This is a genomic window from Streptomyces sp. NPDC048197 (assembly GCF_043202395.1).
In the GTDB taxonomy this organism is placed as follows: Bacteria; Actinomycetota; Actinomycetes; order Streptomycetales; family Streptomycetaceae; genus Streptomyces; species Streptomyces siderophoricus.
The window spans coordinates 339,839-356,496 of the sequence record NZ_JBIDAJ010000002.1 but is presented as its reverse complement, the minus strand read 5'-3'; the positions used below and the strand labels follow the sequence as shown (position 1 = coordinate 356,496).

The 16,658-nt window shown below is 72.4% G+C and carries 10 protein-coding genes and 2 pseudogenes; 3 read left to right on the top strand and 9 right to left on the bottom strand.

Going from position 1 to position 16,658, the window contains the following annotated elements; translation table 11 throughout:
• Positions 1 to 4: 4 nt before the first annotated feature.
• The 5 genes and pseudogenes from eccD to ACGF4C_RS04630 all read right to left on the bottom strand — a co-directional run.
• Positions 5 to 1,402 carry a type VII secretion integral membrane protein EccD gene (gene eccD, locus ACGF4C_RS04650; RefSeq protein WP_393563224.1) on the bottom strand — a complete coding sequence of 466 codons (1,398 nt, stop codon included), beginning with the start codon at positions 1,400 to 1,402 and terminating at the stop codon, positions 5 to 7.
• A gap of 106 nt (positions 1,403 to 1,508) precedes the next feature.
• On the bottom strand, positions 1,509 to 5,498 hold the full coding sequence (gene eccCa / locus ACGF4C_RS04645; RefSeq protein WP_393563222.1) for a type VII secretion protein EccCa: 3,990 nt from the start codon (positions 5,496 to 5,498) through the stop codon (positions 1,509 to 1,511).
• A gap of 14 nt (positions 5,499 to 5,512) precedes the next feature.
• The gene (locus ACGF4C_RS04640; RefSeq protein WP_393563220.1) at positions 5,513 to 6,130 is read right to left on the bottom strand and encodes a response regulator transcription factor; all 618 of its coding nucleotides are present in this window, start codon (positions 6,128 to 6,130) and stop codon (positions 5,513 to 5,515) included.
• Positions 6,131 to 6,795: 665 nt separating this feature from the next.
• A pseudogene (locus tag ACGF4C_RS04635) lies at positions 6,796 to 6,915 on the bottom strand (peptide-methionine (R)-S-oxide reductase); the annotation flags it as partial.
• A gap of 396 nt (positions 6,916 to 7,311) precedes the next feature.
• Positions 7,312 to 7,569, bottom strand: a pseudogene (locus ACGF4C_RS04630) (transposase); the annotation flags it as partial.
• A 282-nt stretch (positions 7,570 to 7,851) separates the two neighbouring features.
• Here ACGF4C_RS04630 and ACGF4C_RS04625 point away from each other — a divergent pair.
• The 3 genes from ACGF4C_RS04625 to ACGF4C_RS04615 all read left to right on the top strand — a co-directional run bounded on the left by ACGF4C_RS04625 (position 7,852) and on the right by ACGF4C_RS04615 (position 12,371).
• Positions 7,852 to 9,438, top strand: coding sequence for a sigma-70 family RNA polymerase sigma factor (locus ACGF4C_RS04625; RefSeq protein ID WP_393563218.1), 1,587 nt, complete (start codon positions 7,852 to 7,854; stop codon positions 9,436 to 9,438).
• 175 nt (positions 9,439 to 9,613) lie between these two features.
• Positions 9,614 to 11,647 (top strand): RICIN domain-containing protein, encoded by a 2,034-nt coding sequence (locus tag ACGF4C_RS04620; protein WP_393563216.1) that lies wholly within the window; start codon positions 9,614 to 9,616, stop codon positions 11,645 to 11,647.
• Positions 11,648 to 11,732: 85 nt separating this feature from the next.
• On the top strand, positions 11,733 to 12,371 hold the full coding sequence (locus tag ACGF4C_RS04615; protein ID WP_393563214.1) for a hypothetical protein: 639 nt from the start codon (positions 11,733 to 11,735) through the stop codon (positions 12,369 to 12,371).
• Between the two features lie 177 nt (positions 12,372 to 12,548).
• On the opposite strand, the gene msrB is transcribed toward ACGF4C_RS04615, so the two are convergent.
• From msrB to ACGF4C_RS04595, 4 genes are all read right to left on the bottom strand, one after another.
• Entirely contained in the window at positions 12,549 to 12,956 is a 408-nt protein-coding gene (msrB, locus tag ACGF4C_RS04610; protein WP_393563212.1) for a peptide-methionine (R)-S-oxide reductase MsrB, read from the bottom strand.
• 17 nt (positions 12,957 to 12,973) lie between these two features.
• Positions 12,974 to 14,374: a UDP-N-acetylmuramate--L-alanine ligase gene (murC, locus tag ACGF4C_RS04605; RefSeq protein WP_393563210.1), complete on the bottom strand. Its 1,401-nt coding sequence runs from the start codon at positions 14,372 to 14,374 to the stop codon at positions 12,974 to 12,976.
• A gap of 310 nt (positions 14,375 to 14,684) precedes the next feature.
• A complete protein-coding gene (locus tag ACGF4C_RS04600; RefSeq protein ID WP_393563208.1) occupies positions 14,685 to 15,326 on the bottom strand; it encodes a response regulator in 642 nt (213 codons plus the stop codon).
• A complete protein-coding gene (locus ACGF4C_RS04595) occupies positions 15,323 to 16,558 on the bottom strand; it encodes a sensor histidine kinase (RefSeq protein ID WP_393563206.1) in 1,236 nt (411 codons plus the stop codon). The genes ACGF4C_RS04600 and ACGF4C_RS04595 overlap by 4 nt, the downstream gene beginning before the upstream one ends.
• Positions 16,559 to 16,658 lie beyond the last annotated feature (100 nt).

Sequence of the window (16,658 nt, the reverse complement as noted above, 5' to 3'; positions counted from 1 at the left end):
CTCCTCACCCGACCAGCGCACGGACAGCGGCGTAAACGTGCACCAGCTGCAACAGCAACGGGATCAGCGCCACCGCCGTCCAGGTCTCCAGCAGGTCTCCCGCGTGGCCCCATACGGGCAGCAGCCGTGAGCCGGGCATCCGGCGCGCGGCGACCAGCAGCAGTCCGGCGGCCGCCAACAGGACCAGCAGCAGAGCCGCGCCGACCACGGGCGGCGCGGACGCCACCAGGGAGAGCAGCACCAGCATCGGGCCGAGCGCACCGCTGACCGCCATCGGGATGCGTTGCCACGGGCCCACCAGGACCCGGGTCCGCAGCAATACGGCGCCGCTCAGTACGGTGGCGAGCACCGGGCCGATCCACGCCGGCTCCCGGCTCAGCAGCCACAGCGCCACGGCGGAGACCGCCGCGCCCGACACCGCCAGGGACGTCAGGCAGACATCCGCGATCCTGGTCCGCCGGGCCACCCGGGTCGCCGGCTCCGGTTCGATGCCCTCCTGCAACTCCGCTGCGGTACGGGGCAGTTGAGGCACTCGCAGCCGGGCGACCCGGACGGCGATGCGCATCCCCAGCGTGGCGGTCACGAACGCGCCGACCGCGAGCACGCTCATCGAGCGGGTGGCGTCCAGGCCCAGTACGGTGGAGATCCCGACCCCTGTGAGGGCCGCCACCGACGTGGCGAGCACGCTGCCGAACACCTCGGCCGGCGCCCGGCGCAGCGCGAGCGCCCCGGCGGCGGCCACGGCGACACAAGCTCCGGCGAGGGCGATATCGCCCCGGCCCGGGGCGAGCACGCCGGCGGCGCCGCGCGCGGCGGTCGCCCCGGCCACTGCGCCGAACAGGCAGCAGCCGAGACCGGTGATCATGCCGATGGCCCGGTCGGGGCGCAGCCGCGTGGCCACGAAGCAGGCGGCGCCGAGGGCCACCGCGACCACCGCGGCCGCCACCGCCATCCCCCGCCCCGGTCCGACCCGCCAGACCCCGGCCGCCAGCACGCCGAGCACCAGGCAGGCCAGGCCGAGCAGGAGCCGACGCGTCAACTCGGGCCGCCAGCGGACGGCCGCGGTGCCGACCACCTCGGCCACGCCTTCCGCCACATCGTCGAAGTGCAGCACTGCCAGGGTGTCGTCCACCGGACGCAGATGCAGCACCTCGCCGTCCCGCAGGTCGAGCGTGGCCGGGGTGCCGTCCGGGTCGAGGGGCGGTTCGCCCAGCCGTTGGAGCACCCAGTCGCCGTCGTTGCGCCCGGGGTTGCCGCACACGTGGCCGCGCACCGCCCCGAGCAGGTCGCCGACGGTCACCGTGGCCGGAACGGCGAGGTCCGCCCGGCGCTCGGGCCCCACGACGGTCAGCCGGCAGACGTCGGAACGGCCCGCGACGGTGGTGCTGCTCGCGGTGGTCATGGAGCTCCTCGGATGCGCGAACGGAAGGGGAGGGGAGGGAGGGGCGAGAGGGGTGGGACGGCCAGTGGTGCGGCGCGGGTCACCGCGGACGGGACCGTGGCACCGGTCACCGCGGACGGACCAGGCCGGTCTGGACGAGCTTGACGCCGCGTCGGGTCACCAACTGGGCCCGTCCCGGGGGCAGGGTGCGGGGCTTGGCCTCGCCGAGGAACTTGCCCTCCTCGTTGGGGTAGGACAGCAGCAGCGCGGGGCTTCCCAGCTCCCACATCCGGCGCAGCAGCGGGTCCATCATGGCCCGCATCGCTCCGGACGTGCTGCGGGAGACCACCAGGTGCAGGCCGATGTGGACGCCCTGAGCCAGGTAGGGCACGAGCGGGGCCAGCGGGCCGCCCACCGTGCCACCGGTGGCGAGCAGGTCGTAGTCGTCGACGAGGACGAAGAGCTCCGGCCCCTCCCACCAGTCGCGTCGGTGCAGGCGCTCCGGGGTGATCTCCGGACCGGGCAGCCGCTTCTGCATCGAGACCGCGGCGCTGTTGGCCAGGTCGGCCAGCGCTTCGGTGTCCACCACGTACCCCACGCGGTACGCCTCCGGTACCTCCTTCAGCAGCTCCCGGCCGGGGTCGGCAAGCAGGATGCGGGCCCGTTCCGGACCGAAGTGCGAGGTGATGGCCCGGGCCGTCAGGCGCAGCGCGTTGGACTTGCCGGTCTCGCCGTCCCCGAAGACCATCAGGTGCGGGGTGTGGGAGAAGTCGTGCCACACCGGCTGCAGCCGTTGCTCGTCCCAGCCCACGCAGACCTTCGGGCCGTCCTCCGGCGCGGGGAGCCGTTCCACCGCGAGGTGGGTGGGGAGCAGCCGGACGCCCGGCACGGCGGCGCCGGACCAGAAGGCCGCGACCTCCGCGACGGCCGCCCTGGTGGCGGTGGCCAGCTCGGCCGTCTCCGCACTGCCGTCCAGCCGGGGCAGCGCGGCCCTGAAGTGGTATCCGGCGCTGGTCAGACCGCGGCCGGGCTGCTGCGGCACATCGCCGGCGGCCCGGGTGCCCACCTCCGACTCCATCGGGTCGCCGAGCCGCAGTTCCAGCCGGGTGCCGATCAGGTCCCGCAGCCGGGGGCGGATCTCCGACCAGCGCACCGCGGAGATCACCACATGCACGCCGAAGGCCAGCCCGCGGGCGGCGAGTTCGGCGATCCTCGTCTCCAGGTCCTCGAAGTCCTGCCGTAGCGTGGCCCAGCCGTCGATCACGAGGAAGACATCGCCGTACGGGGAGTCGATCTCTCCCCGGGCGCGCACCCTCCGGTAGCCGGCCATGTTCTCCAGGCTGAGGTCGGCGAACTGCCGCTCGCGTACCTCCAGCAACTGCGAGATCTCCTCCACGGTGCGCAGCACCCGGTCGCGGTCCAGTCGGCCGGCGACCGAACCGACGTGCGGCAGCCCGCTGACGGACGCCAGCCCGCCGCCGAAGTCGAGACAGTAGAACTGCACCTCGGCGGGTGTGTGGGTGAGCGCGAGTGAGAGCATCAGCGAACGCAGCAGCGTGGACTTCCCCATCTGCGGGGCCCCCGCCACGGCCACATGGCCGTCCGCCCCGAACAGCTCGGCCTCCAGCAGCTCGCGCAGCTGCTCGTACGGCCGGTCCACCACGCCGAGGGGAACGCGCAGGGCGCCGTGCCGCGCGGACTCCCCCGCGGCCATGCCACGGACCGGGTCGGGCACGATCCCGGGCAGCAGATGGTCCAGGCTCGGTGACTCGTCGAGCGGGGGCAGCCACACCTGCCGGGCCGGCGGGCCGGCGTCGACGAGCCGGTCGACCATCACTTCCAGCAGGCTCTCGCCGCCCTCGCCGCGCCCGGTGGGCCCACTCTCCTGCTCCCCGTCGGCTCCGAGCGCGGTGGACAACGGACCTTCCTGGTGGGTCGGTTCGGGTTCCGGAGCGGACGCGGGCGCCGGCTCCAGCCGGAACGGCACGACCTCGCTGGCGACCCGGGCCGCCCGCGCGCTCGGCGTCGCTGCCGCCGGCGGCTCCGGGCACGGCCCGGAGACATAGGCGGCCTTGAACCGGACCAGATTGGTGGTGTCGATCTTCAGATAGCCGTGTCCGGGCTCCGAGGGCAGTTCGTAGGCGCTGGACGACCCGATCACGCTCCGGGACTCCATGGAGGAGAAGGTGCGCAGCGCGATCCGGTACGACAGATGGCCTTCCACCCGGTTGATCCGGCCCTCGTCCAGTCGCTGGGAGGCGAGCAGCAGGTGGATGCCGAGGCTGCGGCCCACCCGCCCGATCATCACGAACAGCTCGGCGAAGTCCGGCTTGGACGCGAGCAGTTCGGAGAATTCGTCGACCACGATCACCAGCGACGGAAGCGGCGCGAGCCGGGCACCGGCGAGGCGTGCCTTCTCGTAGTCGAACAGTGAGGAGTAGCCACTCTCCCGCAGCAGTTCCTGGCGCCGGATCACCTCGCCGGTCAGCGAGTCCTGCATCCGGTCCACCAGGGGCAGTTCGTCCGACAGGTTGGTGATCACCGCCGAGGTGTGCGGCAGCCGGTCCATGTTCAGGAACGTCGCTCCGCCCTTGAAGTCGACCAGCACCAGGTTGAGCACGTCCGAGGAGTGGGTGGCGGCCAGGCCGACGACCAGGGTCCGCAGCAACTCGCTCTTGCCCGACCCGGTGGCCCCGATGAGCAGCCCGTGCGGGCCCATCCCGCCCTGTGCCGACTCCTTGAGGTCCACCTCGACGACCTCGCCGTCCTCGGTGACCCCGATGGGAACGACGAGACGGGCCTGCTGCTCGGTGCGCGGCCGCCACAGCGAGGCGACGTCGAAACCGCGCGCGTCACGGATACCGAGCAGGGCGGTGAGGTCGAAGTCGGTCTCCAGCGGCTTGTCGAGCAGATCGACGGTGCCGCTGGTGCGGCAGGGGGCGAGGGTCCGGGCCACCCGCTCCGCGCCCGCCGCGGTGAGCAGGTCCGCCTCCGCGTCGGCGGTGGTCTCGCCGGTGGGGAAGGTGATCTTGCCGTTCTCCACGGTGAGCCGCAGCACCTTGGGGCCGCCGCGCAGCGCGCCGGTGACGTCGAGCACCACCGCGCAGCGCACCCCGCCGTCGAGCAGCCGGCAGCGCTCGGGAAGGTCCACCCCATCGGCGACGATCACCACGAACGGTTCCGTCGTCCCGGGAACGGCCGACTGCTCGTGTCCGGGCCGGTCGGCGAACTCGGCCCCCAGCAGCTCCATCAGCCCGTCGTGGTCCCCGGCCGTCAGCCGCAACGGGCCGGTGGCGTCCTCCCGCTCCGGATGGGCGTTGTGGGGCAACCACTTCACCCAGTCCCACTCGGCCCGCCCGGCGTCGTCGGTGAGCAGCGCGATCCGCAGCTCGTCCGGCGAGTGGAAGGTGGCGAGCTGCCCGACGACCGCCCGCGCCAGGCCGAGCGCACCCGCCCGGTCCCCCACCAGCTCCACGCTGGTGAACCGGCGCAGCGCCACGGTCACCGGAATCCCGGGTACGGCCCTGCCGGCGCGGGCGAACCGCCGCAGCGACACGGCCGAGAGCGGCTCCAGATCCTCCACCGGCCTGGTGTGCGGCGGGACGAACTCCAACGCGGCCCGCCGCATGCCCACTCCGGTACGCACCCGGGCGAAGTCCTCGTGGCCCGGCCGCCGTTCCCACAGCCGGGGCCCGGCGGCGATCACGGCGAGCTGCTGCGGCCGCGGGTTGTCCCAGCACACCGCCGCCCGCTGTTCTTCGGCCGCCGCTCGGGCCTGCGCCCGCAGCTGTCCGAGGTACCGCAGGTAGTCCCGCCGCTCGGCCCGGATCCGGCGCTTGCGCTCACCGCCCGCCCTGCCGAGCTGACCGAAGGTCATGCTGACCATGGCGATGCCCATCACCCCCGACATCAAGTAGCTCGTGGGGGAGCTGCCGCCCGTGGAGAACATCAGCACCATCGCCGTGGTCCCGAGTCCCATCGGCAGATAGAGCAGCACCGAGCCGAAGTCGGCGGTTGCGGGCTCGCCGAGCACCGGCGGTTCGGCCAGCTCCACCCGCCCGGAGGGCATCGGGGGCCCATCGGCGCGCGGCGAACGCTTGACGATCACGGTACTCATCGGATGGCCCCTGCTCATATCACGCCGGTTCGGAAGGCGTACGCGACGGCGTGGGCCCGGTTGCGCAGCTGCAACCTGCTCATGGCCCCGTGGATGATGTTCTTGATGGTCCGCTCCGAGTAGTTCAGCCGCTGCGCGATGGCGGCGGTCTCCAGGCCGTCGGCGAGCAGCTTGATGACCTCCACCTCCCGGGTCACCAGGCCGGTGGTCGTCAGCCCGATCGGCGTCAGCACGTCCGACTGGACCGTCCTGGCCCAGTCGAGCAACCAGGCGGCCCCCTGCGTGGGCAGTTCGGCCCGCCCGTCCCTGGCCCCGATGACGGCCCGCAGCAGCCGCTCGGTGCTGGCCTCACGGCGCGGGATCAGGCTGATCAGACCGCAGTTGACGGCCCGCAGAAGGTGCTGCTTGCGCACCATGTCCCCGACCAGCACCACCCGCATCCGCGAGTTGGCCGCGTCCCGGACCGCCTGCTCGATGGAGTCCAGGGTCTCCGCGGTGACCTCACCCGCGAGCACCAGCAACACGTCCGCCTCGGCACTGCGCTCCCCGGCAAGCAGGCTGACGGTCGGGTACGGCCGCAACAGGGCGGCGGCCCCGGCACCGCTGATGGGATCGGCAGCCAGGATGGTCAAAGAAACGCTCTCCAACACTTCTCCTGATGGCGCCTTGGTCTACAACGGTCCGTACGCACGCCACTGAACGGGCATCTGACGTTTCCCACGCTCCACCGCAGAGCGCGACGCCCGACCGCAAGAAGCACGCTAAAGACCGCTCCCCTCACCGCACATGACGGCACTCACCGAAAGGTTTACGCCGCAACGACCGAAAGGGGTTGCTCGCCGAGGTGTTGGGTGGCTGGTGCCCGCGGAAGATGACAGCCTGGCCCGCCCGGTCACCGGGCAAGTGTCCACAGCCGGCGTCCGGGCAGGGGCCTTGCGGTCGGTGAGGAAGAGCGGGCCGTGGTGACGACCGGCGATGAGCCCGTGCAGGAGCTGCGCGGTGTCGGACTGCCAGTGAATCCACTCAATGGCGCCGCCCTTGGAGATGACCCGGCCACGCTTGTCGGCAGGGAACAGCTCCTCGCAGACGTGCTTGAAGCCGCCCACCTACCACCAACAGGTCATGAATGCCATGTCTCGGAAGGTCCAAGGACAGGTGGGTGGCTGAGAAGTGACGTAACCACCACGGGGAACGGGCCGTGCTCGGTCTTCTGTCGACGCAGGAGAATCAGCGTCGTCCTCGCAGGTAATGCCCTCCTGCACTCCCGGGTGCGGGCTTTCACCTCCCGCACCTGTGGGGATGCGCGGGAAGCAAGGGGTGCCGAGGTTCGCACCATCCCGTGCGAGCGGTCTTCCAGGAGCTCGACGGCGTCGGAGTCCTTGGGGTCGTAGAAGGACGGCCAGCCGGCATGGTTCGCGGATGCACGCTTCTCGGGCGCCTCATCCTCCGCGCCCACGCCCTGGTCCCGCACGCGTTGAGCAGGCGCACTCACTGCCCGTGCCGCAGTACTCCAAGCAGCCACACACGCCATCGTCCACGCCAACCTGGCGGATACCGTACGGCGCCACCTCGACTGTCTCTTGCCTCTGGACGTCCTCAGTCGGGAACGTCTCGCCGCCGCCGGCCAACGGCCCTCCGTTTCCTCACCCCGCGGCGGGCTCTCCTGGTGGACGTCCACGTCCCAACGCTTCGACGCCAGCAGCGAATCAGTGACGACCAGGCTCGACGGTCATGTGCTGCTGCCGGACGTGCGCAGGTTTCCGATCCCGGTGGTGCCTCAATGTGGGCGGGGCGGGCTGATGGTTGCGATCCACGGGGCCGGCTTTCCCCACGGTCGCCGAAGGTCTGCTGCCAGCGGGCGGGCGAGCCCGGAGCTGGGTGAAGGCGACGACGATAACCAGGTCCAGCGGTCGGCGGCTTCAGGGGTGCGGATCTTCGGGCAGGGCCGGCCCAGGGTCTGCTTGAACAGGCCGAAGGTGTGCTCGATGTCGAAGCGTCGCAGAAACGCCTGCCACAGACGGTCGACGTCGGCTGTGGTGGGACACCACACTTCACGGCCGGAGGGTGCGTGCGCCCCTCATGAGGGGTCGGTTTGCCTCCGTGAAGCCGTTGCGGAACTCGCCGAACGGTTTCCCCTCGTGACCATGCGTAGTCAGGTGGAACGCATAACGGTAGAGGGATGACTTGGGCAACCGGGCAAACGCAGGTAAATGGGACCTGTTGTGAAGGGTTGTGAAAGTCTGCTCGCCAATTTCTGTTACGCACCGCCAGTCACCCGCGTCTCCTTACATGTACGGCGGAACACAGTCGCGCGCACCGGCGCCGAGAGAGCAAACGCAGAGAGTGGGGGGGCGTGGACGCGGAAAACGGGGTGGCGGTGGTCACGGCCGCACAGAACGGCGACCACCGGGCTCAGGACGAACTCGTCGGCGAGTGCCTGCCGTTGGTGTACAACATCGTCGGCCGGGCCCTGAACGGTCACGCCGACGTCGACGACGTGGTGCAGGAGACCATGCTCCGCGTCATCAACGGCCTGGACAGCCTGCGCGACCCGGCGGACTTCCGGTCGTGGCTGGTGGCCATCGCTATGAACCAGATACGCCAGCACTGGCGCGAGAACCAGTCGCGGACCGCGCCCCTCCCCGGGTACGACGGGCTGGACGACTCCCTCGACATCGCCGACCCCGGCGCCGACTTCGTCGATGCCACCATCACGCGCCTGGGCCTGGAGGGCCAGCGCCGCGAACTCGCCCAGGCCTCCCGCTGGTTGGACAGCGATGACACGGCCCTGATGTCGCTGTGGTGGCTGGAGGCGGCGGGTGAACTGACCCGCGCCGAGGTCGCGGCCGCCCTGGAGCTCTCGCCCCAGCACGTCGGCGTCCGGGTGCAGCGGATGAAGGGCCAGCTGGAGACGGCCCGGGTGGTGGTGCGGGCACTGGACTCGACCCGCAAGGCGGGCCCCCGGGCCTGTGCGGAACTGGAGTCGATGGCGGAACGGTGGGACGGGGCGCCCTCCCCACTGTGGCGAAAACGGTTCTCCCGGCACGTCCGCGCGTGCGCGGGCTGTTCGGGCCACCGGGCGGAGTTGGCCCCCGCCGAGAAACTCCTCGTCAACCTCACGCTGGCGCCCATGACAGGGACGGCCGCGCTGCTGGAGGCGGTGTGCGCGAAGGCGGACGCCGGGGAGGCGACGGCGCGGGCAGCCGGAGGGATGACCTCGCTGCCCTCAGCCGAGGCGGGCTCGTTCGCGGGCGCCGCCGGGCCCCGTAGCGCCCATGCTCCCGTGCGTGCCGGGCACCGCCGTGGCACCGGCTCCCGCCACCGCCACGGTCGTCACCGGATACCCCACGGCCGCCGGGCCGGACGGACTACGAGCACCACAGCGCTGCCTGTCTCCCCCACGGGCGCCGCCCACCCGGCCGACCGGGGCCGACGGCGAAGACCCTTCGCCCCGCGGCCGGCCGTGGCCTTCCCGTCCGGTCACGCCGCGTCCCCTGCCGGTCAACTCGTCCGCACATCCGGCCAATCCCGAGAAGAAACGTTTCGTCCGACAGGCCGCCGGCCGGCTCGCCCCCGAGCGAACCTGGACCGGCCGGCCACCGCCGCGCACCGCCCCGACGCGCCGGCCGGCGGTACAGCGCCACCCGGAGGACCTGAGCACCCCCCCGCCTCCACGACCCCACCGACCCGGACGGCACCGGCCCGCCGAGCGGATCACCGCGGCGGTCTCTTCCCGGAGCGCCCCGGTCGACAACACCGCCCTCCGCCGGCCGGGCCCGGTGAGAGCGACGAGCGCCCGGAAGAACAGCACGGTGCACCGCCCCCACGCGCCCACCCCCACCTGTACGGACGGCCGGAGCCGGCGTCGCCTGCGGGCCGGCGCGGCCCGTGCCCGGACACAGCACGTCACGACGCGGCTGACGCGTTTCCGCTGACGTGACTCCGCCGGTGCGGCGCCGCTGAAGCGAACCGCCGCGCCCCCCGGGCCCCCTGAACCCCCACCGCACCCCCCACAACACGGGCGTTCCACGGCACCACCCTGCGCACCGCTCACGCGCCGCAACGTGCCCAACGCCTGTTCATCACCACCACACACCACACGGCAGGAGAGAGAGTTGGGGAAGAGAAGCAGACGCCGTCACGCCGCGCGCAGCGCCGGTGGCGGTCGTCGGACCGGCATAGTCGCCGCCGCGGTCCTCGCCGCGACCGGCATCGTCGCCACGGGCGTCGTCTACGGCGTGACCAATGGCGGTGCCTCTGGCGACCGCGAGACCGCGGCCGCGCCCGGCTCGGCGTCGCAGACGGCGACGAAGCCGGCCGCCAGCCCCGAGCACAAGAAGCCGCTCGCACCGCTGGGGAAGCTGCCCAAGAACGACTCGAAGCACGGCATGGTCTACAAGGGCCTCAAGCCGGCCCCGAAGGGCGACTCCTGCGTGGGCGTCTACAAGGTGGTGCGCTCCGGACTGTGCACGCACGGACCGGACGAGCCGCCGAAGGGCGTCGACATCCACCGCACCACCCCGCCGGCTGTCAAGGCAAGCGCACCCAAGCCGGACCTGAACAGCGGTGACACCCACGCGCCGTCGTCGAAGGAACTGCTGAAGGACGCCCCGCCGGTACTCGACGCCCAGAAGGACGCCGGCCAGCAGACCGCCGCGGCCCAGGCACCCGCCGCGGGCAACGGAGACCGCACGGCTGCGGCGGGCGGCCAGCAGGTCGTGTGCGACGGCGACGGCGCCACCGGCAACCGCGTACAGGTGCTGTACGTACACGCGCCCGGCCAGTCCCGGTACGGGCAGTACGTCGCCTCGTTCAAGCAGTGGGCGGCCGGCGCCGACCTCATCTACGCCGAGAGCGCCAAGGAGACGGGCGGCACCCGGCACATCCGGTACGTCACCGGATCCGACTGCACCCCCACGGTCCTCGACGTAGAACTGCCCGCCTCATCGCTCGGCGAGTTCAGTGCCACCAACAACGCACTGGCGGAGCGGGGCTACAACCGCCGCGACCGGAAGTACATGATCTTCGCCGACGCGCAGGTGTACTGCGGCATCGGCAGCTTCGCCGGTGACGAACGTCCCGACGCGAGCAACCAGAGCAACTTCGGCCCGTCCTACGGCCGTACCGACTCCGGCTGCTGGAGCGCCTCCACAGCCGCCCACGAGCTGGGCCACAACCTGGGCGCCGTCAACAACAGCGCTCCCAACACCAGCCGCGGTGCACACTGCACCGACGAGTGGGACGTCATGTGCTACTCGGACACCCCCTACTACCCGCAGATGCGCACCGTCTGCCCCGAGCGCGGCCACGACGAGCGCCTCGACTGCAACCACGACGACTACTTCAACACCGACCCCCGGCCGGGCAGCTACCTCGCCACCCACTGGAACGTGGCGAACAACCAGTTCCTGATCAAGGGCGGCTCCAACCCCGACCCGGACCCTGGCCCCACCGCCGGACCGAAGCCGGTCGTCGGCACGATCACCGCCGACACCGCGAGCCTCAGCTGGCAGGCCGTCAACTCCGCGGCGAGCTATGACATCGTCCTGAACGACCAGTCCATCGGCAGCGTCGCCACCGCCGCGACCCGGATCGTCAACCTGCGCCCGGACACCGACTACACCGTCGCCATCGCCGTGAAGGACCGCGACGGCCGTACTTCCAAGCCGGGCCCGAAGACGTCGTTCCACACCACTGCCGCAGGCGACCCGACGAAGACGATCACCTCCGGCAAGCCCTACGCACTGCTGAACCCCCTCACCGGCAAGGCCGCCGACCTCTACGGCGGATCCTCCGCCGACGGCACGGTCCTCATCGGCTGGCAGCGTCACGGCTACGCCAACCAGCAGTGGGTCTTCCGCGACGCGGGCGGCGGCTACCTGCGGATCGAGTCGGTGCTGTCCCACAAGTGCCTCCAGGTCGGCGGCTCGCTCCAGGCCGGTGCGTACGTGATGCAGCAGCCGTGCTCGTCCGCCGCGTCGCAGCAGTGGAAGACGACGGCCTCCGGCAGCACGTGGACGCTGGCGCCCAAGGGCACGGACCTGGTGCTCGGTGTCAGCGCCCGCGACTACTACGGCGGCACGCTGCTCGAACTCCAGCGGCCGGACAGCCGGGGCCAGCAGAACTGGACCGCCCAGCCCGTCTCCTGACCGCCTTCCTCCCCTCTCCCCGGCCACGCCGGCCATACCAGCCGCACCGGCCACACCCGCCACCTCGGCAAGGAGCCCCTGATCCATGCGTCTGCGTCCTCGCGCACTGTGCGTGCCCCTCCTGGCGTTCCTGGCGTCGCCGCTGCTCGTCCTGGTCCAGGCCGGTCAGGCCGACGCGCACGGTGACAGCATCCAGTTCACGGTCACCGGCCAGGACACCGGGCACGTACGGGCCAAGGCGACGTACGAGGACGACCATGACCCGGTCGACGAGCGGATCTCGGGCACGCTGACCGCGGTGTCCGCGGACGGGCGCACGCGTGGCCCGTGGCGGCTGGTCGCCGTCCCGGGCCACGCCGGAACCGTCACGACCCAGGAGGTACTGCCTCCGGGCACCTGGAAGGTGACCGTCGAATCCGGCTTCCCGGAACTCGGCCGGGGAGAGGGGAAGATCGACGTGCCGGTGGTGGACCCCCGGCCCGCGGGGAAGACAACCCCCCGGCCGGCGCGGCCCACGGCGTCCGGGACCGCCTCCGCGGCCCCGTCCGTCGAGCCCGCCACACCGGCCACCGCACATGCGGCGGCCAGGGCGGGAGCGGAGTCCGGGTCCGGGTCCGAAGGGGCGACGGCATGGCTGCCGTGGACCGCCGCGGCCGCGGCCGTACTCGCGGTCACAGCCACGGTCACCGCCGTGCGCCGCAGGCGGCGTTCGCGCACGAACTGACCCACACCGAGGGCGCACCCTCCTCACCGCCCGGGGCATGCGTGCGCCCGCAGGCAACATCCGAGCATGCGTGCCCCGCACGGCCCACACTCACAGGGCTCAGCTCCCTGACGACTACCGCGAGCACGGTCCGCGAGCGGCCGCATGAACGGCGGGCCGCCCGCGGTCAGGGCCCGGTCAGTCCTCGTCCGGAGTCAGCCTCAAAGAGATCGAGTTGATGCAGTACCGCTGATCGGTAGGCGTCGGGTACCCCTCCCCCTCGAAGACGTGCCCCAGGTGGGAGCCGCACTTCGCGCACCGCACCTCGGTCCGCACCATCCCGTGCGAGCGGTCTTCCAGGAGCTCGACGGCGTCGGAGTCCTTGGGGTCGTAGAAGGACGGCCAGCCGCAGTGGCTCTCGAACTTGGTGTCGGAGCGGAAGAGTTCGGCGCCGCAGGCGCGGCAGGAGTAGATGCCCGAGGTCTTGGTGTCGGTGTACTCACCGACGAAGGCGGGCTCGGTGCCGGCCTGGCGGAGTACCTGGTACTCGGCAGGGGTCAGCTCGGCGCGCCACTGCTCATCGGGCTTGTCGATCTCGTACGGCATTCGGGGCCTCCTCCGGGTCAGCTGCCCAGGCGGGTCAGGATGGCGGGGCCGAGGTCGGTCACATCGCCCGCGCCCATGGTGAGAACAAGGTCACCGGGTCGCGCCATTCCGGCGATGACGTCCGGGACGGCGGACTTGTCGCTCTCGGCGGTGACCTCGGCGCCGGCGGCGCGCGCGGCGTCGATGATCAGGGTGCTGGTGACGCCCGGGATCGGGTCCTCACGGGCCGGATAGATGTCCAGCACGACGGAGGCGTCGGCGAGCGCGAGCGCCTGGCCCATTTCCGTGCCGAGCTCCTGGGTGCGGGAGAAGAGGTGCGGCTGGAAGACGACCAGGACGCGGGAGCCCTCGGGCACGGCGCCGCGGATCGCTTCGAGGTCGGCGGTCATCTCCGTCGGGTGGTGGGCGTAGGAGTCGATGACCTGGACGCCGGCCGCCTCGCCCTTGAGCTGGAGGCGGCGCTTGACGCCGGTGTACTTGCCGAGGGCGGTGGAGAGGTTGTGCGGCGGCAGATCGAGGGCGACGCCGGCGGCGAGGGCGGCGACGGCGTTGTGGGCGTAGTGCCGGCCGGGGACGGAGACGGTGAAGGTGAGGATCTTGCCGCTGGTGAGGCTGACGGTGACGTCGCTGGTCAGGCCGTGCGGGGTGACCTGGAGGATGCGGACGTCGGCGTCCTTGGACTCGCCGTAGGTGACGATCTCGATGTCCTCGCGGCCGGCGACCCGGGCGGTCAGCTCGCGCGCGCCGGGGTGGTCGGCGGCGATGACCAGGGTGCCGCCGGGGCGGATGCGGCCCACGAAGGTCTCGAAGGACTCGTAGATCTCGTCCATCGAGGCGTAGTTGGCGTGGTGGTCCAGCTCGACGTTGAGGACGATGGCGACCTCGGGGGCGTACTTGTGGAAGCTGCGGTCGCTTTCGTCGGCCTCGGCGACGAAGATCTCGCCGGTGCCGTGTTCCGCGTTGGAACCGGGGGCGTCGAGGTCGCCGCCGATGGCGTAGGACGGCTTGAGGCCGAGGGCGCCGAGGGAGACGGCGAGCATGGAGGTGGTCGTGGTCTTGCCGTGCGTGCCGGCCACGGCGATCGGGCGCAGGCCGTCCATGAGGGCGGCGAGGGCGTCGGAGCGGTGCACGACGGGGATGCCGCGCTCGTGGGCGGCGGCCAGCTCGGGGTTGTCGGGGCGGATCGCGGACGAGACCACGACGCTGGTGGCGTCGGCGGCGAGGTGCTCGGCGGCGTGGCCGAGGTGGACGGTGACGCCGAGGGCGCGCAGGGCCTCGGCGGTCGGGGAGTCCTTGGCGTCGCTGCCGGCCACCCGGGCGCCGCGCTGGGCGAGGATCTTGGCGATGCCCGACATGCCGGCTCCGCCGATACCGATGAAGTGCGGTCGGTCCATCGAGGCTGGGATGGCGGGTGCCATGAGCGGGTCTCCCTGATCGTCGATCATCGCGAGCGGTGGTGCGGTCGTGCGGTGGTGCGGTTCTGCGGTCGTGCGGTTCTGCTGTCGGGCGGCCGGTTCCGGTGCTCGTGCTGCCGGTACGGCTGTCCCGCTGCCGAAGATTGTCGCACCCGGCACCGACACCGCCGGTCCACGGATCCCGGACGACCCCGGAACGGCTCCCACAGGCCCCCGGACGCCCCCCGGCACGAGCCCGGGACGAGCCCGAACGACCGCGGACCGGCCCGCACCGGCGCTGCGAGACAGTGGTCAACGGCCGAGCGATCACTGCTCAGCGGCGGATCAGGCCCTTCGCGGTGGCCGCGGCGACCGCGGACGTGCGGGAGTCCACCTCCAGCTTGGAGTAGATGTGGACAAGGTGGGATTTAACGGTCGCCTGGCTGAGGAAGAGTCGTTTGCTGATCGCGGCGTTCGACAGGCCGTCGGCGACGAGCTGGAGGACCTCGGTCTCGCGGCGGGAGAGCGCGGTGGCGGGTGTCCGCATCCGGTCCATCAGGCGCAGCGCGATGGTGGGTGCGAGTGCGGACTTCCCGGCCGCGGCGGTGCGCACCGCGGCGGCCAGCTCCTCGGGCGGCGCGTCCTTGAGGAGGTAGCCGGTGGCGCCGGCCTCGATGGCGGCGAGGATGTCGGCGTCGGTGTCGTACGTGGTCAGGACCAGGACGCGCGGGGCGCCGGCCCGGGCGGTGATCGCGGCGGTGGCCTGCGAGCCCAGCATCCGCCCGCCGAACTGGAGGTCCATGAGGACCACGTCCACCTCGCACCGCGCGGCGAGCTCGACGGCCTCCTCTGCGGTGGGCACGTCCGCGACGACCTCGAAGCCCGGTTCGGTCTCCAGGACGGCGCGCAGGCCGGCCCGTACGACGGGGTGGTCGTCGGCGAGCAGCAGCCGGATGGGGGTAGCGGGGCTGGTCACGGGGCGACCTCCGGGCCGGCGGGCGCTGCGGGGCAGGGCAGGGTGACGGCGATGGCGGTGCCCTCTCCCGGGGCGGACTCGACGGCGAGGGTGCCCTGGAGGGCGCGGGCCCGGGCGCGCATCGCGGCGAGGCCGAAGCCGGTGCCGGAGGCCGCCGCGGAGCCCGGCGCGGGCACCTGCGCCGGGACGAATCCGGTGCCGTCGTCGACGACGTCCAGGGCGACCTCGGTGTCCATGTAGCTGAGGGTCAGCTCGACCCGGCCGGCCGCGGCGTGCCGGACGGTGTTGGCCAGCGCGGACTGCGCGATGCGCAGCAGAGCGACCTCGTGGGGGGTGGGGAGCGCGGTGGGCGCGCCGGAGACCTGGCAGTGCACGGTCAGGCCGGAGGTGCGCTCCGTGGTGGCGCACAGCCGCTCCAGGGCGGCGGGCAGCGAGCCGGTCTCCAGGTCGGGCGGACTGAGCGCGCGGACGAACCGGCGGGCCTCGGCGAGGTTGTCGACCGCGGCCGTACGGGCCTGCCGGACGTGCCCGAGCGCCGCCCCGGGCCGCTCGGGGAGGGCGCGTTCGGCGGCGCGCAGCAGCAGTTGGATGCTGGAGAGGCCCTGGGCGAGGGTGTCGTGGATCTCGCGGGCCAGCCGCTCCCGTTCGGCGAGCACGCCGGCCGCGTGCTCCGCGGTGGCCAGCTCGCTGCGGGCCGCGGTGAGCTCCTCGATGAGGCGGCGGCGCTGCTCGCTCTCGCGGTAGAGGGCTTGGTAGCCGAGGACGACGGCGACCGCGACCGCCGCCCCGAGGGCCGGGCCGAGGACCGTGCCGACGCTGAGGGTGTGGGTGTGCCATCCGAAGCCGGCGACGGCGCCGACGGTGGTGGCCGCGACGACGGGCAGCGCCCAGCGCAGCGGGAGCAGGTGCAGCTGGACGAAGAACAGCGGGAAGGCCAGCCAGACGCCGTCCGGGGTGAGGGCCAGCAGCACCAGCCAGACCAGTCCGACGGCGGTGAGCCAGAGCGCGGCGGCGCCGGTGGAGCTGCGCAGCCGGGGCAGCCGGGGACCGGCGACGTAGAGCGCGAACAGCACGACGGCGGTGGCGAGGACCGCGGGCGCGTGCGGGCGGTGATCGGCGACCGCGCGGACGGCGGCGAGCCCGAGCAGCGCGGCCACCATCAGATGGAGGCAGCTGCGCAGGACCCGCAGGACGGGGGTGAGGGAGTGTGCGGTCACGGCTTCTTCGGTCACGGCCCCTTCAGGCTACGGGCGGGTACGGCCTGCGGCATCAACCGAAGGGTTGATGCCGGGGCGCACCTTTCGATCTCCGCGGACCACTCCGCGGCGCGAT

What these genes read in the sequence shown, in the direction of transcription:
- murC (WP_393563210.1), bottom strand. Translation starts at nt 14,374, where the DNA reads ATGGCACCCGCCATCCCAGCCTCGATGGACCGACCGCACTTCATCGGT.
- eccD (WP_393563224.1), bottom strand. Translation starts at nt 1,402, where the DNA reads ATGACCACCGCGAGCAGCACCACCGTCGCGGGCCGTTCCGACGTCTGC.
- msrB (WP_393563212.1), bottom strand. Translation starts at nt 12,956, where the DNA reads ATGCCGTACGAGATCGACAAGCCCGATGAGCAGTGGCGCGCCGAGCTG.
- ACGF4C_RS04615 (WP_393563214.1), top strand. Translation starts at nt 11,733, where the DNA reads ATGCGTCTGCGTCCTCGCGCACTGTGCGTGCCCCTCCTGGCGTTCCTG.
- eccCa (WP_393563222.1), bottom strand. Translation starts at nt 5,498, where the DNA reads ATGAGTACCGTGATCGTCAAGCGTTCGCCGCGCGCCGATGGGCCCCCG.